The organism is Providencia sp. (assembly GCF_003533305.1).
Taxonomy (GTDB): Bacteria; Pseudomonadota; Gammaproteobacteria; order Enterobacterales; family Enterobacteriaceae; genus Providencia.
Window position 1 is genome coordinate 91931 of record NZ_DOEH01000004.1, and the last position, 23869, is coordinate 115799.

General features: G+C 39.9%; 23 protein-coding genes. 7 read left to right on the top strand and 16 right to left on the bottom strand.

What is annotated here, in order from left to right; all coding sequences use genetic code 11:
* Positions 1-9 precede the first annotated feature (9 nt).
* From atpD to asnC, 12 genes are all read right to left on the bottom strand, one after another.
* On the bottom strand, positions 10-1392 hold the full coding sequence (gene atpD / locus DD649_RS01140; protein ID WP_294101669.1) for a F0F1 ATP synthase subunit beta: 1383 nt from the start codon (positions 1390-1392) through the stop codon (positions 10-12).
* Positions 1393-1426: 34 nt separating this feature from the next.
* Entirely contained in the window at positions 1427-2290 is an 864-nt protein-coding gene (atpG, locus tag DD649_RS01145; RefSeq protein WP_294101672.1) for a F0F1 ATP synthase subunit gamma, read from the bottom strand.
* Between the two features lie 55 nt (positions 2291-2345).
* Positions 2346-3887 (bottom strand): F0F1 ATP synthase subunit alpha, encoded by a 1542-nt coding sequence (gene atpA, locus DD649_RS01150; protein WP_294101675.1) that lies wholly within the window; start codon positions 3885-3887, stop codon positions 2346-2348.
* Between the two features lie 14 nt (positions 3888-3901).
* Positions 3902-4435, bottom strand: coding sequence for a F0F1 ATP synthase subunit delta (gene atpH / locus DD649_RS01155; protein WP_294101678.1), 534 nt, complete (start codon positions 4433-4435; stop codon positions 3902-3904).
* An 11-nt stretch (positions 4436-4446) separates the two neighbouring features.
* Entirely contained in the window at positions 4447-4917 is a 471-nt protein-coding gene (gene atpF / locus DD649_RS01160) for a F0F1 ATP synthase subunit B (RefSeq protein ID WP_294102575.1), read from the bottom strand.
* A 58-nt stretch (positions 4918-4975) separates the two neighbouring features.
* Positions 4976-5215 (bottom strand): F0F1 ATP synthase subunit C, encoded by a 240-nt coding sequence (gene atpE / locus DD649_RS01165; RefSeq protein WP_004393045.1) that lies wholly within the window; start codon positions 5213-5215, stop codon positions 4976-4978.
* A 46-nt stretch (positions 5216-5261) separates the two neighbouring features.
* Entirely contained in the window at positions 5262-6080 is an 819-nt protein-coding gene (atpB, locus tag DD649_RS01170; protein ID WP_294102558.1) for a F0F1 ATP synthase subunit A, read from the bottom strand.
* A gap of 33 nt (positions 6081-6113) precedes the next feature.
* Positions 6114-6491: a F0F1 ATP synthase subunit I gene (gene atpI, locus DD649_RS01175; protein WP_294102559.1), complete on the bottom strand. Its 378-nt coding sequence runs from the start codon at positions 6489-6491 to the stop codon at positions 6114-6116.
* A gap of 599 nt (positions 6492-7090) precedes the next feature.
* A complete protein-coding gene (rsmG, locus tag DD649_RS01180; protein WP_294102560.1) occupies positions 7091-7714 on the bottom strand; it encodes a 16S rRNA (guanine(527)-N(7))-methyltransferase RsmG in 624 nt (207 codons plus the stop codon).
* Between the two features lies 1 nt (position 7715).
* Complete coding sequence (gene mnmG, locus DD649_RS01185; protein ID WP_294102561.1) at positions 7716-9605, bottom strand: tRNA uridine-5-carboxymethylaminomethyl(34) synthesis enzyme MnmG; 1890 nt, start codon at positions 9603-9605, stop codon at positions 7716-7718.
* 376 nt (positions 9606-9981) lie between these two features.
* A complete protein-coding gene (gene mioC, locus DD649_RS01190; protein ID WP_294102562.1) occupies positions 9982-10422 on the bottom strand; it encodes an FMN-binding protein MioC in 441 nt (146 codons plus the stop codon).
* A gap of 91 nt (positions 10423-10513) precedes the next feature.
* Positions 10514-10975, bottom strand: coding sequence for a transcriptional regulator AsnC (asnC, locus tag DD649_RS01195; RefSeq protein WP_294102563.1), 462 nt, complete (start codon positions 10973-10975; stop codon positions 10514-10516).
* A 160-nt stretch (positions 10976-11135) separates the two neighbouring features.
* On the opposite strand from asnC, the gene asnA reads away from it, so the two are divergent.
* Positions 11136-12128, top strand: a complete 993-nt coding sequence (asnA, locus tag DD649_RS01200; protein ID WP_294102564.1) for an aspartate--ammonia ligase — start codon at positions 11136-11138, stop codon at positions 12126-12128.
* A 33-nt stretch (positions 12129-12161) separates the two neighbouring features.
* Here asnA and viaA read toward each other — a convergent pair whose 3' ends face one another.
* The gene (gene viaA, locus DD649_RS01205) at positions 12162-13619 is read right to left on the bottom strand and encodes an ATPase RavA stimulator ViaA (RefSeq protein ID WP_294102565.1); all 1458 of its coding nucleotides are present in this window, start codon (positions 13617-13619) and stop codon (positions 12162-12164) included.
* Positions 13620-13621: 2 nt separating this feature from the next.
* Positions 13622-15130, bottom strand: coding sequence for an ATPase RavA (gene ravA / locus DD649_RS01210; RefSeq protein WP_294102566.1), 1509 nt, complete (start codon positions 15128-15130; stop codon positions 13622-13624).
* A gap of 349 nt (positions 15131-15479) precedes the next feature.
* Between ravA and rbsD the strand changes: the two genes are divergently transcribed.
* The 6 genes from rbsD (at position 15480) to rbsR (ending at position 21346) form a co-directional block, all read left to right on the top strand.
* Positions 15480-15899: a D-ribose pyranase gene (gene rbsD / locus DD649_RS01215; RefSeq protein ID WP_336428680.1), complete on the top strand. Its 420-nt coding sequence runs from the start codon at positions 15480-15482 to the stop codon at positions 15897-15899.
* Between the two features lie 7 nt (positions 15900-15906).
* Complete coding sequence (gene rbsA / locus DD649_RS01220; RefSeq protein WP_336428682.1) at positions 15907-17421, top strand: ribose ABC transporter ATP-binding protein RbsA; 1515 nt, start codon at positions 15907-15909, stop codon at positions 17419-17421.
* Positions 17418-18380 (top strand): ribose ABC transporter permease, encoded by a 963-nt coding sequence (rbsC, locus tag DD649_RS01225; protein ID WP_294102568.1) that lies wholly within the window; start codon positions 17418-17420, stop codon positions 18378-18380. Before rbsA ends, rbsC begins: the two co-directional genes overlap by 4 nt.
* A 39-nt stretch (positions 18381-18419) precedes the next feature.
* The gene (gene rbsB / locus DD649_RS01230) at positions 18420-19310 is read left to right on the top strand and encodes a ribose ABC transporter substrate-binding protein RbsB (RefSeq protein ID WP_294102569.1); all 891 of its coding nucleotides are present in this window, start codon (positions 18420-18422) and stop codon (positions 19308-19310) included.
* Positions 19311-19412: 102 nt separating this feature from the next.
* Positions 19413-20336, top strand: coding sequence for a ribokinase (rbsK, locus tag DD649_RS01235; RefSeq protein WP_294102570.1), 924 nt, complete (start codon positions 19413-19415; stop codon positions 20334-20336).
* Positions 20337-20353: 17 nt separating this feature from the next.
* Complete coding sequence (gene rbsR, locus DD649_RS01240; RefSeq protein ID WP_294102577.1) at positions 20354-21346, top strand: ribose operon transcriptional repressor RbsR; 993 nt, start codon at positions 20354-20356, stop codon at positions 21344-21346.
* Here the strand turns inward: rbsR and mdtD are convergent.
* Both mdtD and DD649_RS01250 read right to left on the bottom strand, forming a co-directional pair.
* Entirely contained in the window at positions 21343-22746 is a 1404-nt protein-coding gene (gene mdtD, locus DD649_RS01245) for a multidrug transporter subunit MdtD (RefSeq protein ID WP_294102571.1), read from the bottom strand. The genes rbsR and mdtD overlap by 4 nt on opposite strands.
* 54 nt (positions 22747-22800) lie before the next feature.
* A complete protein-coding gene (locus DD649_RS01250) occupies positions 22801-23493 on the bottom strand; it encodes a FadR/GntR family transcriptional regulator (RefSeq protein WP_294102573.1) in 693 nt (230 codons plus the stop codon).
* Positions 23494-23869: the final 376 nt, after the last annotated feature.

The following is a 23869-nucleotide window of genomic DNA, read 5'->3' on the forward strand; positions in this document are numbered from 1 at the left end:
TCAGTCGGATTAAAGCTTTTTGGCTTTTTCCACTGCTTCGTCAATGGTACCAACCATATAGAACGCCTGCTCTGGCAAATGGTCGTAATCACCGTTCAGAATGCCACTGAAGCCACGAATAGTGTCTTTCAGGGAAACGAACTTACCAGGTGAACCCGTAAAGACTTCAGCAACGAAGAATGGCTGAGACAGGAAGCGCTGGATCTTACGAGCACGAGCAACAACCAGTTTGTCTTCTTCAGACAATTCATCCATACCCAAGATTGCAATAATGTCTTTCAATTCTTGGTAACGTTGCAGGATAGACTGAACGCCACGAGCGACATCATAATGCTCTTGACCAACAACTAATGGGTCAAGTTGACGACTTGTTGAGTCCAGAGGGTCAACCGCAGGGTAAATACCCAAAGATGCGATTTGACGGCTCAGAACGACAGTTGCGTCTAAGTGAGCAAATGTTGTTGCTGGTGATGGGTCAGTCAAGTCATCCGCAGGAACGTAAACCGCTTGTACGGAAGTGATTGAACCTGTTTGGGTTGAAGTAATACGTTCTTGTAGAACACCCATCTCTTCCGCCAGCGTTGGTTGGTAACCTACCGCTGATGGCATACGACCTAACAGTGCTGATACTTCAGTACCTGCTAGTGTATAACGATAAATGTTGTCAACGAACAGCAGTACGTCACGACCTTCGTCACGGAATTTTTCAGCCATAGTCAGACCCGTTAACGCTACGCGCAGACGGTTTCCTGGTGGCTCGTTCATCTGGCCATAAACCAGTGATACTTTATCCAGAACGTTAGAGTCATTCATTTCATGATAGAAGTCGTTCCCTTCACGAGTACGCTCACCAACACCGGCAAACACTGAGTAACCTGAGTGTTCAATCGCGATGTTACGGATAAGTTCCATCATATTTACTGTTTTACCAACACCCGCACCACCAAACAGACCTACTTTACCACCTTTCGCGAATGGACAGATTAAGTCCATTACTTTGATACCGGTTTCAAGCAATTCTGTTGAGTTAGCTAATTCTTCATAGCTTGGTGCTGCACGGTGAATTGACCAGCGTTCTTCTTCGCCGATATCACCTTTCATATCAATAGGGTCACCCAGAACGTTCATGATACGTCCTAGAGTTGCTTTACCTACTGGTACTTCAATTGGGTGTTCTAGGTTTAGAACTTCTAAACCACGGCTTAGGCCATCTGATGTACCCATTGCGATACAACGAACAACACCACCGCCTAGCTGTTGCTGAACTTCCAGCACCAGTTTATCTTTACCGTTCATTACCTCAAGAGCATCGTACACTTTCGGTACGTTATCTTGAGGGAACTCGACGTCCACAACGGCGCCGATTACCTGGATAATCTTTCCAGTAGCCATCTTGAATCCTCTACGTAATTCGTAAACCTAGCTGTTAAACCGCGGAAGCACCCGAAACAATTTCGGTAAGCTCCTGAGTAATGCTGGCCTGACGAGCTTTGTTGTAAACCAACTGCAACTCTTTGATCAGGTTTCCACCATTATCAGTAGCGGCTTTCATCGCTACCATTCGTGCGGCCTGCTCACTAGCCAGGTTTTCAACGACGCCCTGATAAACCTGAGACTCGATATAACGACGTAGCAGGGTATCCAGCAACGCCTTAGGATCGGGTTCATATATATAATCCCAAGACTTCTTCTTCAAAGTTTCATCATTGCTTGGAGGCAATGGCAATACTTGAAGAATAGTTGGCTCCTGAGACATTGTATTGATGAACTTATTAGTCACCACATACAGTTTATCTAAACGCCCTTCATCATAGGCTTGTAGCATAGAGTTAACTGGACCAATCAAATCTGAAAGCGTAGGGTTATCCCCCATTCCTGTAACCTGTGTAACGACATTGCCGCCAACAGACCCAAAGAATGAAACTGCTTTAGAACCGATTAAAGCCAAATCAACCTGAACATTTTTCTCAGACCATAGCTTCATGTCTGTTAACAGTTTTTTGAACAAGTTAATATTCAAACCACCGCACAGACCACGGTCTGTTGAAACAACCAAATACCCAACGCGTTTAACTTCACGCTCTTCGAGATATGGATGTTTATATTCCAGATTACCTAAAGCTAGGTGACCAATCACACTGCGCATAGTCTCCGCATAAGGACGGCTAGCCGCCATGCGTTCCTGCGATTTACGCATTTTAGACGCAGCAACCATTTCCATCGCTTTAGTGATTTTTTGCGTGTTTTGCACGCTAGCAATCTTGGAACGTATCTCTTTTGCGCCGGCCATTACTGCTTCTCCTTATTAACCAGACGGCCCATAAAAATTCACGGGCCGAATAGTATTACCAGGACTGAGTTGCTTTAAATGACTCGAGCAGTTTTTTCAACTTGCCTTCGATATCATCGTTATAGTTACCCGCCTGGCCGATTTCGTTCATAAGGTCAGCATGCTCGCGCAGTGCAAAAGAAACTAATGCAGCTTCAAATGCACCAATTTTCGCTAACTCAACATCATCCAAATATCCACGTTCTGCAGCAAACAGAGACAGAGACTGTTCTGCTACTGACATCGGTGCATATTGTTTCTGTTTCAGCAATTCAGTTACTTTCTGACCATGGCTCAACTGTTTACGAGTTGCGTCATCGAGGTCAGAAGCAAACTGAGCAAACGCCGCCAGTTCACGATATTGAGCAAGTGCAGTACGGATACCACCAGACAATTTCTTGATAATTTTAGTCTGAGCAGCACCACCAACACGAGATACGGAAATACCTGGGTTAACCGCTGGACGAATACCAGAGTTAAACAGGTTAGATTCCAGGAAGATCTGACCATCTGTAATCGAAATTACGTTAGTCGGTACGAATGCAGAAACGTCACCGCCTTGAGTTTCAATGATAGGCAGAGCCGTCAATGAACCTGTTTTGCCTTTAACTTCACCTTTAGTAAAGTTTTCAACGTATTCAGCATTAACACGAGCAGCACGCTCAAGTAAACGTGAATGCAAATAGAAAACATCACCTGGGTAAGCTTCACGTCCTGGTGGACGACGCAGTAGCAGTGAAATCTGACGGTATGCAACAGCCTGTTTAGACAGGTCATCATAAACAATCAGAGCATCTTCACCACGGTCACGGAAATATTCACCCATTGCGCAACCGGAGTATGCGGACAGGTATTGCAGTGCAGCTGATTCAGATGCCGTTGCAACAACAACAATGGTATTTTCCAGAGCGCCGTGTTCTTCGAGTTTACGTACTACGTTAGAAATTGTTGAAGCTTTCTGACCGATAGCAACGTAAACACATTTGATGCCAGAATCACGTTGATTAATAATCGCATCGATCGCTAGCGCAGTTTTACCTGTCTGGCGGTCACCGATGACAAGCTCACGCTGGCCACGGCCGATTGGGATCATTGCATCAACTGATTTATAACCAGTTTGTACAGGTTGATCAACCGATTGACGTTCGATAACACCTGGAGCGATAACTTCAATTGGAGAGAAGCCATCATGCTCAACAGGGCCTTTACCATCAATTGGTTGGCCCAGTGTATTCACGATACGTCCAAGTAGACCACGGCCTACTGGAACTTCAAGAATACGACCAGTACATTTTACTTTCATGCCTTCAGCCAAATCGGCATAAGGACCCATTACAACCGCACCAACAGAGTCACGCTCTAAGTTCAATGCAATTGCATAACGGCTGCCAGGCAGTGCGATCATCTCACCCTGCATGACTTCGGCTAAACCGTGAATACGAATGATACCGTCATTAACGGACACAATCGTACCTTCATTGTGAGCTTCACTCACAACATCAAACTGAGCAATACGCTGTTTGATCAGTTCGCTGATTTCGGTGGAATTCAGTTGCATATGCTCCAGTCCCCTTAAGACTGCAAGACGTCAGTTAAACGCTCTAAGCGACCGCGGACACTTCCGTCTATGACGAGGTCTCCAGCACGAATGATCACTCCAGCAATAACAGACTTGTCAATTTTGCAATTCAGCTTAACTTTGCGTGACAGACGTTTTTCCATCGCTGCAGAAATTTTAGCTGACTGCTGTTCATTCAGTTCGGTAGCAGAAATCACATCAACTTCAATCGTTGACTCCAGCGAATCGCGCAATTGAATAAATTGTACGAGAACTTCTGGAAGCGTGGTTAAACGCCCGTTTTCAGCCATGATACGAATCAGATTTTGAACATGCTCGTCAATTTCATCTCCGCAAACAGAGATAAACGTTTTGGCTAATGTTTCTGGTGCAATAGAACCAGAAAGTAGCTCACCAACCTGTTCATTTTGCGACACCAAAGAGGTGAAGCTCAGCATATTCTGCCATTTATCAACGGATTGATTATCTACAGCAAAGTCAAAAGCTGCTTTGGCGTAGGGGCGAGCTACAGTAGCAATTTCAGACATGCCCCTCCCTCCTACAGTTCAGCGACTAGTTTATCAACGATGTCGCTGTTAGCAGCTTCATCCACGGAACGTTCTATGATCTTCTCGGCACCTGCGATAGCAAGCATCGCAACCTGTTTACGTAACTCTTCACGTGCACGTTTACGCTCAGCATCAATTTCCGCTTGCGCTTGTGCTACGATTTTTGCACGTTCTGTTTCAGCTTCTGCTTTTGCTTCTTCAATCATCATACTGCGTTGTTTATTCGCTTGTTCGATGATCACTTGCGCTTCTGCTTTTGCTTTCTTCAGTCGGTCGGTTGCGTCGGTTTGCGCTAGTTCCAGGTTCTTTTTAGCACGTTCTGCGGAAGATAAACCGTCAGCAATTTCTTTTTGACGTTTTTCTATGGCCGCCATAATCGGTGGCCATACATACTTCATACAGAACAAAACAAACAGGACAAACGCGATAGCCTGGCCGAGGATTGTTGCATTCAGATTCACAGACAATACCTCTTATTTATTAGTGAGTTAATGTTCTTAATGTGTTCCGTAATGCTAATTAGGCAACAGCGAACATTACATACAAGCCCAGACCAACAGCAATCATCGGAATAGCATCTACTAGACCCATTACGATAAAAAACTGTGTACGCAGTAGAGGTATTAAATCTGGCTGACGAGCAGCGCCTTCTAAAAATTTACCACCTAGGATGCCGATACCGATCGCAGCACCGATCGCCGCTAAACCCATCATTATAGCGGCAGCCATGTACAGCAGATCCATATTCAGGTTTTCCATGACAGTCTCCAGTTTGTTTCAGTTAATTCAATTATTGATAGAAAAATTAGTGCTCTTCAGATGCCATCGAGAGATAGACAACAGTCAGAACCATAAAAATAAAGGCTTGTAGCGTAATAATCAATATGTGGAAGATAGCCCAAGGCAGGCTTAGCAACCACTGTGACCACCACGGTAGTAATGCCGCGATAAGAATAAAGATCAATTCACCTGCATACATGTTACCAAACAGTCGTAGACCGAGTGATACAGGTTTTGATAGCAGGCTTACTCCTTCAAGAATTAAGTTTACCGGAATAAAGATAGGATGATTAAAAGGTTGAAGAGTCAACTCTTTCGTAAATCCACCAATTCCTTTCATCTTAATGCTATAAAAGATTATTAGGATAAACACGCCGATCGCCATAGATAAAGTCACACTCACATCTGCTGTCGGAACTGCACGCAGAGCAGGTAGCCCTAAATAATGCTCACCAATATATGGAAGGAAATCGATTGGTAGTAAATCCATGAGGTTCATTAAAAATACCCAGATGAACACGGTTAATGCCAACGGGGCAATAACTTTGCTCTTACCGTGATACATATCACGGACTGAGTTATCAACGAAACCAATGATCAGTTCTATTGCAGTCTGTAACTTACCGGGTACGCCACTAGTCGCATTAACGGCAACTCTTCTAAATAGCCACAGGAACAGAGCCCCGAGAACTACCGAGAAAAAAAGCGAGTCAATGTTCAACGTCCAAAATGTTGGACTAGCTTGGGGATTGACCAACTCAAAGGTACGTAAGTCTAACTGAAGGTTATTCAGATGGTGACTTATGTACTCATTTGTAGTCATCACTTCTCCTGATGCAGACATGATGCCTCTTACCCTTTTGTAGTTTAAAAATACTTACCGTTTAAAAACGGCTGGTGCAACAATCTGAACAATTAGCACCGCTAAATAGGTCAAACCCAGTGGTGTCAGTGACGCTTTAAACACACCAAAAGCAACAACTAAGACAATTATAGTTGTAACAACCTTTAGCCCTGCTCCTAACGCAAAGAACCAGGCAATGCGGACAGGTTCATCCTCTTCTTTTGCTTTTTGGATACGTGATAGCAGCATGAATACAATATTAGGTAACCAGCATGCTAACCCACCCGCAAGAGCAGAGGCTCCCCATTCTATACTATTTGCACAGAAAGCCCCACTGAGGATAACAAAAGTTATTAACTGAACAGACAACTGTTTTACAGCATTGGTGTTGTCGTAAAGGGATACAGACATAACTTTTGATGTTCTCCCAGCTCTTCTCAGCTCAGAAACGCTAAGTGTTGTATAAAACTGCCTTTGCTTAAATGTGTCAAGAGACAAAAACGAGCAAATTATACGGGCAGGCGAAATGAATTCAATCAGTAAGTAGCGAAAAGGTGAATAAATATTTAATTTTTTCGAGATAGCGCAGAATTGTCACTGTAATAATTAATAATTGATTAACAATCTGACAACTAAAAAATCTTTTATGTGATTTACATCACACTAAATATTAATGACTTTATTTATTCCATCACATCCCTAGCCGGATAAATAAGGTTTTGATCGGTAAATCAAATAATTAACTGATACAATTTTTAATCAAAATAATGATGTAATAACTCAAATATTTAATTATTAACTATCTGTAGTGCTAAAACGATTAACTTAAAATATCCCGTTAGGATGACTTTTTCCTTTCAAATCATTATTTATGCCATTTTTTCGTTATTAGCATGTAAATTTTACGTAAAATACGAATAATATATATTCAAACTAAAATGAAATAGCCGTAACATTGTAAATGCACGGCTATGGCTCAAAAAGATAAATTTATTTGATAACAAGCAACTTTATTTTATAGATAACTTAACTAAATGGCGCTGTTCATCAAGTTCAGGAATTTCAAGTTCGATAATTGATTGCACTACAAAACCTTCAGGAAGCTCAGTAATTTCTTCATCACGTATCACGCCTTTTAAGGCATAAAATTGCCCTTCAGGAGAAGGCAGATGATGACACCAACTTAACATATCATTCAAAGAAGCAAATGCACGACTGATTACACCATCAAATCCATCTTTAGATTGATACTCTTCAACACGCGATTGAACAGGTTCAATATTATTGAGACCTAACTCATGCTGAACTTGTTTTAAGAAGCGTATACGCTTTCCTAAGCTGTCTAACAGCACGAAATGGGAATCTGGTCGAACTATTGCTAAAGGAACGCCAGGTAGACCAGGGCCTGTTCCTACATCAATAAACGTGGAGCCTGTTAGATGACCGTTCACCACTATGCTATCCATAATATGACGAATAAGCATTTGTTGAGGATCTCGAACTGACGTCAAGTTATAGGCTTTATTCCATTTAACCAATAACTCGACATACCCTACTAATTGTTGTTTTTGTTTATCTGTTAAGCTGATATCCGCTTTGGCTAACAACTGAGTCAGTTTTGATAGTAAATCCATTTTATGCACTCCGACGCAGTATGCCTTGTTTTTTTAACCAAACGAGTAAGATTGAAATTGCCGCTGGGGTAATTCCTGAAATACGGGAAGCTTGGCCAATTGATGTTGGTTTATGATCATTCAATTTAGCCATAACTTCGTTCGATAAACCTTTAACTTGTTTGTAATCAAGATCGATAGGTAATAAAGCGGTTTCATTACGTAGTTGTCGTTCGATCTCTTCTTTTTGACGAGAGATATAACCTTCATACTTAACTTGAACTTCAACTTGATCCGCAGCTTGTGGATCTTCGATCCCTGGGGCAAAAAGATTTAATGATGTTAGTAATCGATAACTTATTTCTGGACGACGTAATAAATCTTCACCGCTCGCTTCTTTAGACAGCGGAGCTGCTAAAATTTGATTAACTTCATCATGACCTTCAGATTTAGGGTGAACCCAGATATCTTTTAAGCGTTGACGTTCTTTTTCAATCAGTTCAACTTTTCGGTTGAAGTGTTCCCAACGAACGTCATCAACTAGACCTAATTCGCGACCTTTTTCGGTTAAACGTAAATCTGCATTATCCTCTCGCAGCATCAATCGGTATTCAGCGCGAGAAGTAAACATACGGTAGGGTTCTTTTGTTCCTAAGGTACATAGGTCATCAACTAGAACGCCCATATAAGCTTGGTCACGGCGTGGGAACCAACCTTCTAATCCATTGGCATATTGAGCAGCATTTAGGCCAGCAAGTAAGCCTTGAGCACCTGCTTCTTCATATCCAGTTGTGCCATTAATTTGACCAGCAAAGAAAAGGCCTTCAATAAATTTACTTTCTAGTGTTTGTTTAAGATCCCTTGGGTCAAAGAAATCATATTCAATCGCATAACCAGGACGAATGATCCTTGCGTTTTCCATTCCTTTCATTGAATGAACAATTTGCATTTGTACATCAAACGGTAAGCTGGTGGAGATACCATTTGGATAAATTTCGTTGCTTGTTAAGCCTTCTGGTTCTAAAAAGATCTGATGTGAATTTTTATCAGCAAAACGCATGACTTTATCTTCGATCGAAGGACAATAACGAGGTCCGATCCCTTCGATGATCCCTGCATACATTGGGCTACGATCTAAATTATTTCTGATCACTTCATGTGTTTTTTCATTGGTATAGGTGATATAGCAAGGCATCTGTTGTGGATGTTGATCTTGTCTACCTAAAAATGAAAATACAGGCATTGGGTCGTCACCTAGTTGTTGCGCTAGTTGACTAAAATCGATAGTTCTTGCATCAATTCTTGGTGGTGTTCCTGTTTTTAAGCGATTAACGCGAAAAGGCAGTTCTCTCAAACGTTGTGAAAGTGAAATTGAAGGAGGATCACCTGCTCTACCACCACTATAATTTTCTAAACCAATATGAATTTTTCCATCTAGAAAAGTTCCTACAGTTAGTACCACAGATTTAGCTTTAAACTTAAGTCCCATACGGGTTACAGCACCCGTTACGATATTATTTTCAACAATTAAATCTTCTACAGGTTGTTGAAATATCATTAGATTAGGTTGATTTTCTAATGCAGTTCTCACAGCTTGTCGATACAAGACACGGTCTGCTTGTGCACGAGTAGCTCGAACAGCAGGACCTTTGCTTGCATTAAGAGTTCTAAATTGGATACCGGCCTTATCAGTGGCTGTAGCCATTAATCCACCGAGAGCATCAATTTCTCTTACCAGATGTCCCTTACCGATCCCACCGATGGCTGGGTTGCAAGACATCTGACCCAATGTATCAATATTGTGAGTCAGCAATAGGGTTTGACGCCCCATACGTGCAGCTGCCATTGCTGCTTCAGTACCGGCATGACCACCACCAATTACGATGACGTCAAATTGTTCTGGATAAAACATGTGTGAGCCTTAACGTTAGAAAATGCTAACTGTGCATTTGAGAAATGAATTCTACTCAAGTTTTAAGAATAGACCAACCCCTGTAAGCATCAGCCTTATAGTATTAAGATCTTTTTTCTTTAAGATCTCTTTATTAGATCTATTATTAGGATCGAAGGTTTCTGTGGATAAGTGATTTTTCACTATAAAGATCATTACAGTGTAAAGGATCATATACTGTGAATGATCCGTGATCTCTTTACGTATAAGCTGGGATCAAAAAAGGGACTTATACACAGGCTCTGGTCGACCTAAAAGTTATACTATGGATAACTACGGGTTAATACCACTGTTTCCCCTAAGTTATCCACATTCAACCGTTTCTTTTTTGAGCAATTTAGAGTTCGTTTGCCCATTTTTTAACCCATTCACCTGCGGGATCTTCAGGGATTTCGTGTTTTTGCACATCAATTTCCAAACAGTCGCCGATCCTTTTAGCACCTTTATTGGTTAATAAGGCATTAAGGGAATGGATCGCACCACAGAAAGTGTCATATTCTGAGCTGCCAATACCAACGGATCCAAAACTGACATTACTGAGATCAGGGGATAACGTATTTATTTCATCTGCTAGTGGTTGGATATTTTCAGGAAGATCCCCTGCACCATGTGTAGAACACACCACCAGCCATAAGCCTTCAAGTGGTAGATCATCAAGTGCAGGACCATGTTGAATTTCAGTCTCAAAGTCGAGTTCTTCTAAAATTTCAGCCATATGCTCTGCTACATACTCAGCACTACCCATTGTGCTACCACTTATAAGGGTTATTTTCGTCATGATGGTTCTCTTTCACAATAATAAGCCGCCATTGTACGCTGTGAATGAGCTGGGATCTACCTGTGGATAATGTGGTTATAGTATTTTTTTTCTAAGGGCATATCGTGCGCATAATGGGGTTCTGCAAGGAGATCAGCGTTTCTGTAGATTGAATTTCATCTATGGTTTGAATTTTGTTGATAAGTACATCTTGAAGGGAATCAATAGATCGACACATGACCTTGATAAAAATACTGTATTGACCTGTTGTGTAATAAACCTCAACCACTTCTTCTAAGGCATCTAATTTTTTTAATGCAGTATGATAATCTTTTGCACTTTTCAAAATAATGCCAATAAAGCAACAGACATCAAAACCAAGTTGTTTTTCACTAATATCAATACGAGTCCCTTTAATGATCCCCGATTGCTTCATTTTCTCAACACGTACATGAATAGTTCCTGGACTGACAGCGAATTTTTTGGCCAATTCAGCATAAGGCATACGTGCATTTCTCATTAATTCGTGAAGTATGTCACGATCGAGATTATCGATTTGATAATTTTCAGGCATTATTTACCCTCCATTTTGATGAATATTCATTTTTATACCCTTTTTATTATCTAAAATAAACAACAATGGCTTTTTTTACCGATGGATATTGAATTTATACCTCATTTTGTTGCTTAATCTATACATCAGCTAATACAGCAAACAAATTATGGGTAATATTATGGACAAGTCATTTATCGAACATCAGCAGCAAATTAGTTTTGTTAAATCTTATTTCTCACGTTTACTTGAAAAAGAACTTGGTCTGATTGAAGTTCAAGGTCCTATCCTAAGTCGTTTAGGTGATGGTACTCAAGATAACTTATCAGGCAGCGAAAAAGCCGTTCAAGTAAAAGTGAAATCAATTCCAGGCGCAACCTTTGAAGTTGTTCACTCTTTGGCTAAATGGAAACGCAAAACCTTAGGTCGTTTTGGTTTTAGCGAAGGCCAAGGACTTTACACTCATATGAAAGCGTTGCGCCCGGACGAGGATCGCTTAACACCAATCCATTCTGTCTATGTTGATCAGTGGGATTGGGAAAAAGTGATGGCAGATGAGGAACGTACGCTTCCTTATCTGAAACAGACAGTGGGTAAAATATACAAGGCAATAAAAGAAACAGAAGCTGCCGTAAGTAAAGAGTTTGGACTGGCACCGTTCCTGCCAGACCAAATTCACTTTATCCACAGTGAAGAGCTATTACAACGTTACCCTGATTTAGACGCTAAAGGCCGTGAACGTGCTATTGCGAAAGAATTAGGTGCTGTATTCCTTATCGGTATAGGTGGAAAACTATCTAGCGGGGAGTCACATGACGTACGTGCACCAGACTATGATGACTGGACAACTAAAAATGAAGACGGTTTTTGTGGTCTAAACGGTGACATCCTTGTTTGGAACCCTGTTTTACAAGATGCATTTGAATTATCTTCAATGGGAATTCGTGTTAGTCCTGAGTGCTTAACGCGCCAATTAGGTCTAACGCATGATGAAAAACGCATGGAGCTAGAATGGCACCAAGCATTAGTTAAAGGTGAAATGCCACAAACTATTGGTGGTGGTATTGGTCAATCACGCTTAGTAATGCTACTTCTGCAACGCCAGCACATCGGCCAAGTACAATGCGGTGTTTGGGCGCCAGATATGGAAGAGTCTGTTGAAGGCATGCTTTAATAATAGACTGATTAAACTGTAGAATTAAGTATATTAGCGACTAAAACGGCGTAGCAGTCTGCTTTTTAACCCGGTATCAAAGCGCCAGATATGATCAAATATCTTCATGATGCCGGGCTTCCCATAATTTGATACTGATACCGCATGGAAGCGGTATTTCCCAACTTTTTGAAGAGATTTTATTTTTTGGATTAAATCATCAGGTAAACGTTGGGCAACAAAATCAGAAATTACTACTGCATCTGCATCAATCCATTGCTTTGACTCTAATTTAATGACAGTTTCTTGTAAGCAGCCAGCGAGATCTGTTCCGCCACGAAAGGTTTGATGTAAAAATTGAATGCATTGCTCTAACCCATCGGCACTAAGCAGATCATAATGCACAATTTGTGTTGAAAATAACATAATGTGGCATGATCGATTATCCGCCAGCGCAATTTTCATTAACGCAAGGCAAAATGCTTTTGCGCAGCGTTCATTGAGTCCACCCATTGATCCTGATGTATCTATACAGACAATAAAAGGCCCCCGAGGCTGCTCTTCATCTTGATGGTGAACTACAGGGCGCAATACTTTCCGCTCTTGCCAGCTTTCCCCTTGTAAGCGATAAGTCAGCAATTGTTTTTCTAATAATTTACGGTAAAACTCAAATTCAATATCTTCGAGCCCTAACATAGCTAATTCTGCGGGTAATAAGCGTAAAATATCATCACTTAAACCTAAACCATTAACTTGTTCAGGTACCGTTTCGGGTACTTTTTCCATAATAGTCATTGGTTCAAGTACAACATTATCATCAAGAATTGCCCGAGCTGATTGGCTTCGACCTAACAATTGCGCGATTTTTTCTAGTTCTGGTTGCTGACGTAAAAAATCACTATAGCGATTTAATAATTGGTCATTATAAGCAGATGTGGCATTTACCCCTTTGCTTAAATCCCATAAACGTCCTGCTGCTCGTTCATTTTCCCCCAGTACTTCTTCTAAATTACCACTGAGTGCTAGCCTTCGTTGTAGTTCCGCTAATAATTGCTCTTTTTCTTGTTCCAGTAGTTCTTTATGTAAAGTGGTGACTTGTAAAATGAGATTGACTCGCCAACGTTGGATAAACAATGACTGACGAGCGCTTTTATTTTCAATTTTTCCACTGTGTAATTGATTGGCTTCAGTATAAAAAGGCGAATCAATTTGTTTTAGTTTATCTATTACTGAGGGCAATTGAGAGAAAAAGGCATCTGTGGCGAGTCCAAGACATTGTTGGTAAAGTAAAAACTCTTCAGTCAGCTGTTGGGGAACCATTGCATCTTGTAATTTTTGTTTAAGATCTTTTTTCCAACTTGATAAATCTTTTAATAGTGCTTTTTTTAATCGGGGATGTTTTTCAAAGAAAGCGGCTAATGTAGGAGTTGCAAGAAGTGAAATAATTATCTCTTCTATTAATTGACCTTCATTAACTGAAAGTAATAAATCTAGGGTGGCTAGGCTTAACATGATTATTCGGCCACTTTACCTGAAATTTTGTTACGCAACTGAATGAGTTTATCTGATAACTTAATAAAACTTTCTTCAATATCTGCTAGCCAATGTGTCTCTATAAATAAATTAGGTTGTTGTTTTTCAAATTGGTAGCGAGCTGATTGAACTTCATTTTGAATTTTATCGAGTTTATCTAACCACTCAGTGAGATCAGTAACCGCTGTTGTTTTTTCTTGTAAATAAAGAGTTGATGATTGGTGGCTAATATCCAATAGCTGAATTTGATTTAAATTATTGACCTCAGCGGTAATTTCTAATGCGAAACCAATTCCATTGAGGTGAACGGACAACGTTGCCCCTTTATTTAGGAAGGTTGAAAGTGCTTTTGTATCTGTAGTGACAAAAGTGACCTTCATATTATGCAGTTGCAATGGTCGATGCAAAAAGAGTGTTACTTTTCCTTCACGAATATTTTCAGGTAGTAAATAAGACGCTTTACGTGCAAACATTGCATTGTTTTTATTCACTTTAAAAGCATCTTGATTATTTTGATCTTGAGTGGAGGACATCCATTGTAAATAAACTTGTTCAATCTCTCGTTCAAGTTTTCTTTGCTGCCAACCGTCTTCTTGTAATATTGATTTGAGTAGATTAGGTAAGGTATTCATCGATTTCATGTCATGCCACAAACAATCTTTGAGTAAGACTATATCAAGTGGGGAAACTGCATTTCGTCCATTAAAAAAGGCACTTGCTTGCAATAGGTAAACGGCTTTTTTCCAACGTCTATCAGAGACATAAAGATTTTTATCTGTTGAGTCGAGCTGTTCACGCAGTTGATAAATGAGTTCAAAACAATGATCGGGTAGCGTAATTTTAGGGATATCTTTTTGCCATTGATGGTATTCATCATCACTAATTTTAAGGTGATCAGGCATCAATGCTTCATTAAACGAAGATTTGCTAGTAAGTAGTGCTCGAAAATTTTGTTTTTCTTGCACTTTATCAAGCCAAATTCGTATTAACATGCGGTCAAACAAAGCTTCAAGGCTATTATCTGCATCGGGAAGCTCATTTGATGCGGTGACTAATAAGCGCATCGGAATTGATTTTTCTTCGTCACCATTACGAAATTTACGTTCATTAACTGCGGTTAATAACGTATTCAAAATGGCAGGGCCCGCTTTCCAAATTTCATCTAGAAAAACGACTTCTGAATCAGGTAAATAACCTTTGGTTAGTCGCTCATAGCGGCCTTCATCTTTTAACGCTTGTATTGAAAGTGGCCCAAAAATTTCTTCTGGTGTAGAAAAACGCGTCATTAAATATTCAAAGGCATTTGCATGACGAAAGGCAAATTTCATTCGTCTAGCGATCAAACTTTTAGCAATACCGGGTGGCCCCAATAGAAAAACGCTTTCCCCACACAGTGTGGCGAGTAGACACAAACGGATAGCTTGCTGACGTTCATACAAACCGCTTTCAAGGTAGTTACTTAGTTGCGCGATTCGTTCCGCTATTTGCATATTTATTCCTTTATCGTTATGTCACTTACTTAACACTGATAGATTCATTTCATCAATTCTTTTTTATTTATTGTGCAATCTGCTTTGCGGTTTTTCTTTGATGTGGTTACAGCATACACCAAGTTAAATGTCGTTTTATTGAACTTTATAAATATGATTTTTTATATCATGGTTTTAGTTAAAACGATTCAGCTTAATTAATTCAATATGTTAGTTTTTCGTTTCTTTTTCTTGTGAACGAAACGTTTCGATGACGATCACAAATATCATATAAGAATATTGAGTTGTGGTTATTCTTTACTATTATTAGATGAGCGAAACGTTTCGCTAACAAAAATGGCAGGAAATAATGAAAAAGGGTATTTTGCTGAATGCGAATATTGTATCGGTCATTGCGAAATTAGGTCATACCGACCATATCACATTGGCAGATGCGGGATTACCTATCCCACAAGGGCCTGAACGTATTGATTTGGCGATTACACAAGGTTTACCTGACTTTATGTCAGTACTGAGTGTGATAACCCAAGAAATGCAGGTAGAAAAAGCTATTCTTGCTGGCGAAATAACAACTATTAATCCACAAATGGAAAAAGCCATTTTAGTCCATCTACAAGCACTTGAATTAGCTCAAGGGAATAGTATTGAAATTGTTTATTGCAGCCATGAAAGCTTTAAACAAATGACTCATGGTAGCAAAGCTGTGGTGAGAACAGGGGAGTGTTCACCTTTTGCCAACGTTATCCTTTGTTCAGGTGTAACTTTCTGAGGTGATTATGCAACCTTTATTAGAACTTATTGGAATTGATAAATCATTCCCCGGTGTAAAAGCGCTTTCTGGTGCTGCTTTGAAAGTTTACCCAGGAAAAGTGATGGCTCTGGTGGGGGAAAATGGAGCGGGTAAGTCAACTATGATGAAAGTCTTAACCGGTATCTACAACAAAGATGCTGGGGTGATCCGTTACCTTGGAAAAGAGATTATTTTTAATGGTCCTAAAAGTTCACAAGAAGCTGGCATTGGTATCATCCATCAAGAATTAAACCTCATTCCTGAATTGACGATTGCTGAGAATATTTTTTTAGGTCGCGAGTTTGTCGGAAAATTTGGCAAAATTGATTGGAAAAAGATGTTTAGTGAATCAGACAAATTACTCAAACGCCTCAACCTTGATTATGACAGCCACCAAATTATTGCCGAATTATCTATCGGTGAACAACAAATGGTTGAAATAGCAAAAGTATTAAGCTTCCAATCGCAAGTCATCATTATGGATGAACCTACAGATGCGTTGACGGATACAGAAACGGCTTCCTTATTTCGTGTGATTGAAGACTTAAAGGCTCAAGGGTGCGGTATTGTTTATATTTCTCATCGTTTAAAAGAAATTTTTGAAATATGCGATGACGTTACTGTTTTTCGTGATGGCCAATTCATTGGTGAAAAACCTGTTAGCGAATTAAAAGAAGAAAACTTAATCGAAATGATGGTCGGCCGTAAGCTTGAAGACCAATATCCAAGAGTCCAAGTTCCTATGGGAGCGGTTCGTTTGCAGGTTGATAATGTGTCAGGGCCTGGCGTCACTCACGCAAGTTTTTCACTAAAAAGCGGTGAGATTTTGGGTATCTCTGGATTGATGGGAGCGGGTCGCACAGAATTAATGAAAATTGTTTATGGTGCAGCAACCAAAAAAACAGGTGAAATTCATCTTGAAGGTAAATCTGTTAACTTAAAAACACCACAAGATGGGCTCAACAACGGTATTGTTTATATTTCAGAAGATCGTAAGCGTGATGGATTAGTGCTTGGAATGTCGGTTAAAGAAAATATGTCATTAACCGCGCTTCGTTATTTTAGTCGAGCAGGCGGTAGCCTTAAACATGGCGAAGAACAGCAAACGGTCGGTGACTTTATTCGTTTATTTAATATTAAAACCCCATCAATGGATCAAATTATCGGTAATTTATCCGGTGGTAATCAACAAAAAGTCGCGATTGCTCGAGGATTGATGACAAGACCAAAGGTTTTGATCCTTGATGAACCTACTCGTGGCGTTGATGTGGGCGCTAAAAAAGAAATCTACCAATTAATTAATCAATTCAAAAAAGAAGGGCTGAGCATCATTTTAGTTTCATCAGAAATGCCTGAAGTTATCGGAATGAGTGACCGTATTTTGGTTATGCATGAAGGCCATATTAGTGGTGAATTTACAGGCAAAGAAGCAACTCAGGAAGCCTTAATGGCTGCTGCAGTGGGTAAAAATTATGGCTCAGTTCAGGAGTTATCAGTATGAGTTCAACTACCGCATCATCAAAACGTTGGTTTAGCAAAGCATGGCTGATGGAACAAAAATCATTAATCGCTTTATTAGTCTTAATTGCTATTGTATCAACACTTAGTCCTAATTTTTTTACCGTTAATAATTTCTTTAATATTCTTCAACAAACATCCGTGAATGCCATTATGGCCGTAGGAATGACGCTAGTCATTCTGACATCAGGGATTGATCTTTCTGTTGGTTCACTTTTGGCATTAACTGGTGCGGTTGCTGCATCAATGGTTGGCGCTGATGTTAATGCTTTTGTCGCTGTCGCGGGTGCACTTGTTCTTGGTGCTGCAATTGGTGCCTGTACTGGCGTTATTGTCGCAAAAGGAAAGGTTCAAGCTTTTATTGCCACATTGGTCATGATGTTGTTATTACGCGGTGTGACTCGTGTGTATACCGATGGTAGCCCAATTAATACTGGATTTACTGATAATGCTGAATTATTTGGTTGGTTTGGTATTGGTCGTCCATTTGGTATCCCGACACCCATTTGGTTAATGATCATTGTTTTTGCTGCGGCATGGTATTTACTGCATCACACCCGTTTAGGACGCTATATCTATGCGTTAGGGGGTAATGAATCAGCAACACGGTTATCAGGAATTAATGTTGATCGTATTAAAATCATGGTTTATGCACTGTGTGGTTTATTAGCGGCATTAGCCAGTGTGATTGAAGTTGCTCGACTTTCTTCTGCTCAACCAATGGCAGGTAATGGATATGAACTTGATGCTATTGCAGCTGTAGTGCTCGGTGGAACCAGTCTTGCTGGTGGTAAAGGGCGCATTGTTGGAACGTTAATCGGTGCGCTTATTCTTGGCTTCTTAAACAATGGGTTAAATTTACTCGGTATTTCATCAAACTATCAGATGATTGTTAAAGCAGTTGTGATTTTACTTGCGGTACTTGTTGATAATAAAAAGTAATGTAATCCGATATACCCTACATATTTCAGGAAAATTATTATGAAACTAAATAAATTAGCAACATTGTTATCTGCTGTGGCACTTTGTGCGACAGTGAGTGTGAATGCAATGGCGAAAGATAATATTGCATTGGTTATTTCTACTTTAAATAATCCATTCTTTGTGACGATGAAAGACAGTGCTCAAAAAGAAGCGGATAAACTGGGTTATGAATTAATTATTTTAGATTCTCAAGATAACCCAGCGAAAGAATTAGCAAACGTTCAGGATTTAACTGTGCGCGGTACAAAATTGATGCTAATTAATCCAACAGATTCTGACGCTGTAGGAAATGCCATTCTTATGGCAAACAAAGCAAAAATCCCGGTTATTACCCTCGACCGCGCTGCAAATAAAGGCGATGTTATCAGTCATGTTGCTTCCGACAACCGTATGGGCGGAAAAATGGCCGCTGATTACATTGCCCAAAAAAATGGTAATGATGCAAAAGTTATTCAACTAGAAGGTATTTCGGGGACTTCAGCTGCGCGTGAACGTGGTGAAGGTTTTAATACTGGTGCTAAAGAGCATAAATTTAATGTATTAGCTAGTCAGCCTGCCGATTTTGATAGAACAAAAGGGCTGAATGTAATGCAAAACTTATTAACGGCTCATCCTGCTGTTCAAGCGGTATTTGCTCAAAATGATGAAATGGCATTAGGCGCATTAAGAGCATTACAAACAGCAGGTCGTGATGATGTGTTGGTAGTAGGATTTGACGGAACAAATGATGGTATTAAAGCTGTTGAGCTTGGAAAATTAGGCGCAACGATTGCCCAACGACCTGATCAAATTGGTATTGTTGGTATCCAAATTGCTGATAAAGTCCTAAAAGGCGAAAAAGTTGAACCAACAGTGCCTGTAGAGTTAGAGCTGGTCATCAAAAAATAAGATGAGTTTACCGCCGTTACTACGCTGTTATTAATAGCGGCGGTTTACTTAATTGTTAATAATCGATTTGTGGTTCAAAAGTGCCAAAAGGAAATAAATGTTATGGGTACAGCTAAGCTGGTGGTTTTAGGTAGCATTAATGCTGATCATATTTTGAATGTTCAACATTTTCCTCAACCCGGTGAAACAGTGAGGGGCAGCCATTACCAAGTCGCATTTGGCGGTAAAGGTGCTAACCAAGCAGTTGCCGCAGGTCGAAGTGGTGCTGACATAACATTTATTGCTTGTGTCGGTGATGATGATATCGGTGCTAACGTTAAAAAACAGCTTCAATCAGATAATATTAATATTGAATGTATCGATGCAATTAAAGATGAAACAACCGGTGTTGCGCTCATTTATGTCAATCAACAGGGTGAAAATGTTATCGGCATCCACTCTGGCGCAAATGGGCATCTCACCATCAATCGACTCGTTAATTATCAACAAAAAATTATTGATGCTGATGCGGTACTCATGCAACTAGAATCACCACTAGAAGCTGTACAAATGGCCGCTGAAATTGCACAAAAAAATAATACAAAAGTTATTCTTAATCCTGCTCCGGCCCAATCATTACCTGATTCATTATTAGCATTGGTTGATATTATTACGCCAAATGAAACTGAAGCTGAATATTTAACGGGGATTGCAGTTAATGATGAGCAGGGAGCCCAAGCTGCCGCTGAAGTTTTACATCAAAAAGGTATTAGTAAAGTGATGATTACATTAGGTGCTCGGGGTGTTTGGTATAGCGAGCAAGGGGCTAAAGGAAAAATAATCCCTGGATTTAAAGTAAAAGCCGTAGACACCATTGCCGCGGGTGATACATTTAATGGGGCCTATGTGACTGCGCTACTTGAAGGTAAGGCTGATGAAGAGGCGATTATTTTTGCTCATGCTGCGGCAGCTATTGCTGTCACTCGCTCTGGTGCTCAGCCCTCTGTACCGTGGCGCAATGAAATTGATGAATTTTTAACTCAATAGGACTAATTGTGGCAACAATGAAAGATGTTGCTCGCCTTGCTGGCGTGTCAACATCCACTGTTTCTCATGTTATTAACCAAAATCGTTATGTGAGCGAAAGTATTACATTGCGAGTTAATAATGCGATTGAAGAGCTAAACTACGCCCCTTCTGCGTTGGCCAGAAGCCTGAAAATGAATCGCACCAACACTATTGGCATGCTGCTAACAACAAGTAATAACCCTTTTTATGCCGAAGTTGTACGAGGTGTGGAACGTAGTTGTTATGAGCGTGGATATAGTTTAATTCTATGTAATACTGAAGGCGATCTTCAGCGTATGAATCATAGTTTAGAAACCTTGCTGCAAAAGCGTGTCGATGGCCTACTGATTATGTGTACTGAAGTTCAAGGTCCATCAAAGAACATATTCTCTCGTTATCCCTCAGTGCCTACGGTAATGATGGATTGGTCGCCGTTTGAGTTTGGTGGCGATGTGATCCAGGATAATTCTTTTCTCGGTGGTGAAATTGCGACTCGTTATTTAATTGATGCGGGTTTTACTCAGATTGCTTGCATTGCAGGACCTCAAGATAAATCGCCAGCACGCGCTCGCCACTTAGGTTTTATTGAAGCTATGAAGCAGGCTTCTTTAACTATAAATGAAGAGTATATTATTTTCAGTGATTTTGAATTTGCTGGCGGGTTTGAATCCATGAATAAATTGCTTGAACTACCCAACCCACCACAAGCTATTTTTGCAGGTAATGATGCGATGGCGGTAGGTGCCTATCAAGCTATTTTCCGTAAGGGAATGAAAGTACCTGAAGATATATCAATTATTGGATATGACGATATAGATTTGTCACCTTATATGATCCCGCCCTTAACGACTATTCATCAGCCAAAAGATAAATTAGGCCAACAGGCTGTGAATCAACTTATTTATAGGATGGATAATCCTGAAGCTGATGCAACAGTATTAGTCTTAACGCCCAAGTTGATTGAGCGCCAGTCTGTTAAAAAAAGTTAATCTGTGGAGGCTTTAACTTTGCTTTTAATAAGGTTATCGCCATCCGTTTTACTTAACAGCAAAAATACAAAAGCAGAAACTAAGGTAATCACACCAATAGTGATAAAGGTGTAATGGAAATTATCTACTGTATTGCCACTAGGCTGCGCATCGTAATAACTTAATATTGCTGCACTTACTGCAATTGCAAAACTTATCGATAATTGTTGAGTGACGGCAAGCATACTGTTACCGGAGCTTGCATTGTTATCCGTTAAGTCAGCTAAGCAGATAGTATTCATCGCAGTAAATTGAATCGACATTGCCATACCTAAAATAAATAAAGGAATGACAAGTAAATAGATAGACATATTAGGTGATTGCAAAGCGAACTGTGTAATCATAATGCCAATAATTAGGGTGATAAGAAATAGTGTTTTTCTATAACCAAAGTTAGTTAAAATTTTTGTCACACCTGATTTAGCCACGATCGAACCAATTGCTAGTGGTGCCATCATCATACCCGCAACAACAGCTTCGTACCCAAAACCAACTTGTAACATTAAGGGAATCAAGAAAGGAATACTGCCTGTTCCTAAACGTGTTGCGAGGTTACCACTGATACCAATCGAAAACGTACGTGTCTTAAATAGGTTTAGTGGAATAATGGCATGCTTAGTTCGTTTTGCATGAACAATATAAAGTAGTAAGAAAAGAAAACCACCTAGGACGATTGATATAGGAATATAGTTGGAAAGTGATTTGTCACTGAACAAATCTAGGCTAATGGATAACATGACTAATCCAAAGCCGAAAAGAATAAATCCAAGTGTATCAAATTTGCGTTTTGGCATTTTAAAATCAGGCATATGTTTTAAAGCATAAAAAATACCTAAAACACCAATAGGAATATTAATAATAAATATCCAATGCCAAGTAGCATAGGTCACTAATACGCCCCCTAAGAGTGGGCCTAATATAGGGCCAATTAAACCGGGTATCGTGACGAAATTCAAAATAGGCAGTAATTCACTTCTAGGGTAGGCCCTAATTAACGCGAGTCGTGCAACGGGCATCATCATTGCACCACCCACACCTTGAATAACGCGAGAGGCGACTAAAAAATCAAGTGTAGGTGACAGAGCACAAAGTAAAGATCCTAACGAGAATAATGAGACAGCTAAAATAAAAACACGGCGAGTACCAAATCTATCGGCAAACCAACCACTCAGCGGAATTAACAATGCAACAGTTAATGTATAACTTACAATTGCAGATTGCATGGCGAGTGGCGAGTGATTAAGACTTTTGGCTATATCAGGTAAAGCCGTATTTAAAATGGTGGCATCAAGCGCTTGCATAAAAAAAGCCATTGCAGCAATCCACGGGAGGCCAGACATATTCTTAGCTGTTTTGAGCATTTGTTACCTATCTAAAAAGTTAAAGCCCAATAGAGGGTAGTTATCTTGTTAGGTTTATTTTTGGGTAATGTTTAATAACTTATAACAGAAATCAAGTGCGTTAGTACTATTACCATTAATTATGGCATTCGCGAGTTGTTGGTGGATATCAACTTTAATGACTTCATTTATGGTAATAGCATCGAAGTAACGTTGATAAACAGACCGGAACAAATTGGCAAAAGAAATTAAAAAAGGATTCGCACAGGCTTCATAGATAGTTAAATGAAAAAGATAATCCACTTTTACCCAACGCTGCCTATCAAAATTTTTTGCAAGTAAGAGCATTTCATTAGCGAAAAGCTGTAAAGATTGTTTTTGTTCTTCGCTGGCATGCATGGCTGCAAGATAACAAGCTTGCGGTTCGATTGCGAGACGCACAATTTGAAAATGTGTAATGACGACTGACTGCTCTTCGCTATTAATCCACCAATTTAACAACTCTTGATCGAGAAAATTCCAATTTGCCGACGGCATCACGCGAGTTCCAATTCGTGGGCGCGCTAACAACATACCTTTTGCGGCTAAAATTTTAATTGCTTCTCTTATTGCTGTTCGGCTGGCTTGAAATTTTTCGGACAACTCAAATTCACTTGGAAGAATTGAATCCGGTAAATAGCTACCTGTTAATATCTGTTGGCCAAGATCTGCTGCGATAATAGAAGAAAGGTTTTTTTTCGAAGCTGTTTGTTGCTGACTTAATTCCATAATTCGTCTCAATACCTATTCTGAGATAACTATATTACGTGAGTAAATCAATAATTGCTGTAGAAATAGTCAGTATGCAGCACCTATTTGCCTTATGAACTCACTTTTGGCTAAAAAAAACGCGAACAAAATAAAAATGTAATAAAACACTTGCCAGAATTCTCTGACTCCCTATAATGCGCATCCACTGACACGGCAAACCGCTTCGGTGGTGAGGTTTGAAAAATAAACCTCGGTGACAGTGAGGTGAAAAAGAAAGATAAGTTGAAAATAACCACTTGACTTTCTGAAAGAAAAACGTAATATACGTCACCTCGCAACAAGAACCTAAAGTGGTTCAAATCGAAAGATTAAGTTGCAACGCTCTTTAACAATT

Bases quoted from the DNA above. Each gene is read 5' to 3' on its own strand.
- rbsC (WP_294102568.1), top strand. From the start codon at position 17,418: ATGAGTTCAACTACCGCATCATCAAAACGTTGGTTTAGCAAAGCATGG.
- atpA (WP_294101675.1), bottom strand. From the start codon at position 3,887: ATGCAACTGAATTCCACCGAAATCAGCGAACTGATCAAACAGCGTATT.
- asnC (WP_294102563.1), bottom strand. From the start codon at position 10,975: ATGCCTGAAAATTATCAAATCGATAATCTCGATCGTGACATACTTCAC.
- rbsD (WP_336428680.1), top strand. From the start codon at position 15,480: ATGAAAAAGGGTATTTTGCTGAATGCGAATATTGTATCGGTCATTGCG.
- DD649_RS01250 (WP_294102573.1), bottom strand. From the start codon at position 23,493: ATGGAATTAAGTCAGCAACAAACAGCTTCGAAAAAAAACCTTTCTTCT.
- atpE (WP_004393045.1), bottom strand. From the start codon at position 5,215: ATGGAAAACCTGAATATGGATCTGCTGTACATGGCTGCCGCTATAATG.
- rbsK (WP_294102570.1), top strand. From the start codon at position 19,413: ATGGGTACAGCTAAGCTGGTGGTTTTAGGTAGCATTAATGCTGATCAT.
- atpB (WP_294102558.1), bottom strand. From the start codon at position 6,080: ATGTCTGCATCAGGAGAAGTGATGACTACAAATGAGTACATAAGTCAC.
- viaA (WP_294102565.1), bottom strand. From the start codon at position 13,619: ATGTTAAGCCTAGCCACCCTAGATTTATTACTTTCAGTTAATGAAGGT.
- atpI (WP_294102559.1), bottom strand. From the start codon at position 6,491: ATGTCTGTATCCCTTTACGACAACACCAATGCTGTAAAACAGTTGTCT.
- mioC (WP_294102562.1), bottom strand. From the start codon at position 10,422: ATGACGAAAATAACCCTTATAAGTGGTAGCACAATGGGTAGTGCTGAG.
- rbsR (WP_294102577.1), top strand. From the start codon at position 20,354: ATGAAAGATGTTGCTCGCCTTGCTGGCGTGTCAACATCCACTGTTTCT.
- atpD (WP_294101669.1), bottom strand. From the start codon at position 1,392: ATGGCTACTGGAAAGATTATCCAGGTAATCGGCGCCGTTGTGGACGTC.
- mdtD (WP_294102571.1), bottom strand. From the start codon at position 22,746: ATGCTCAAAACAGCTAAGAATATGTCTGGCCTCCCGTGGATTGCTGCA.
- rbsA (WP_336428682.1), top strand. From the start codon at position 15,907: ATGCAACCTTTATTAGAACTTATTGGAATTGATAAATCATTCCCCGGT.
- mnmG (WP_294102561.1), bottom strand. From the start codon at position 9,605: ATGTTTTATCCAGAACAATTTGACGTCATCGTAATTGGTGGTGGTCAT.
- asnA (WP_294102564.1), top strand. From the start codon at position 11,136: ATGGACAAGTCATTTATCGAACATCAGCAGCAAATTAGTTTTGTTAAA.
- atpH (WP_294101678.1), bottom strand. From the start codon at position 4,435: ATGTCTGAAATTGCTACTGTAGCTCGCCCCTACGCCAAAGCAGCTTTT.
- rbsB (WP_294102569.1), top strand. From the start codon at position 18,420: ATGAAACTAAATAAATTAGCAACATTGTTATCTGCTGTGGCACTTTGT.
- rsmG (WP_294102560.1), bottom strand. From the start codon at position 7,714: ATGGATTTACTATCAAAACTGACTCAGTTGTTAGCCAAAGCGGATATC.
- ravA (WP_294102566.1), bottom strand. From the start codon at position 15,130: ATGCAAATAGCGGAACGAATCGCGCAACTAAGTAACTACCTTGAAAGC.
- atpG (WP_294101672.1), bottom strand. From the start codon at position 2,290: ATGGCCGGCGCAAAAGAGATACGTTCCAAGATTGCTAGCGTGCAAAAC.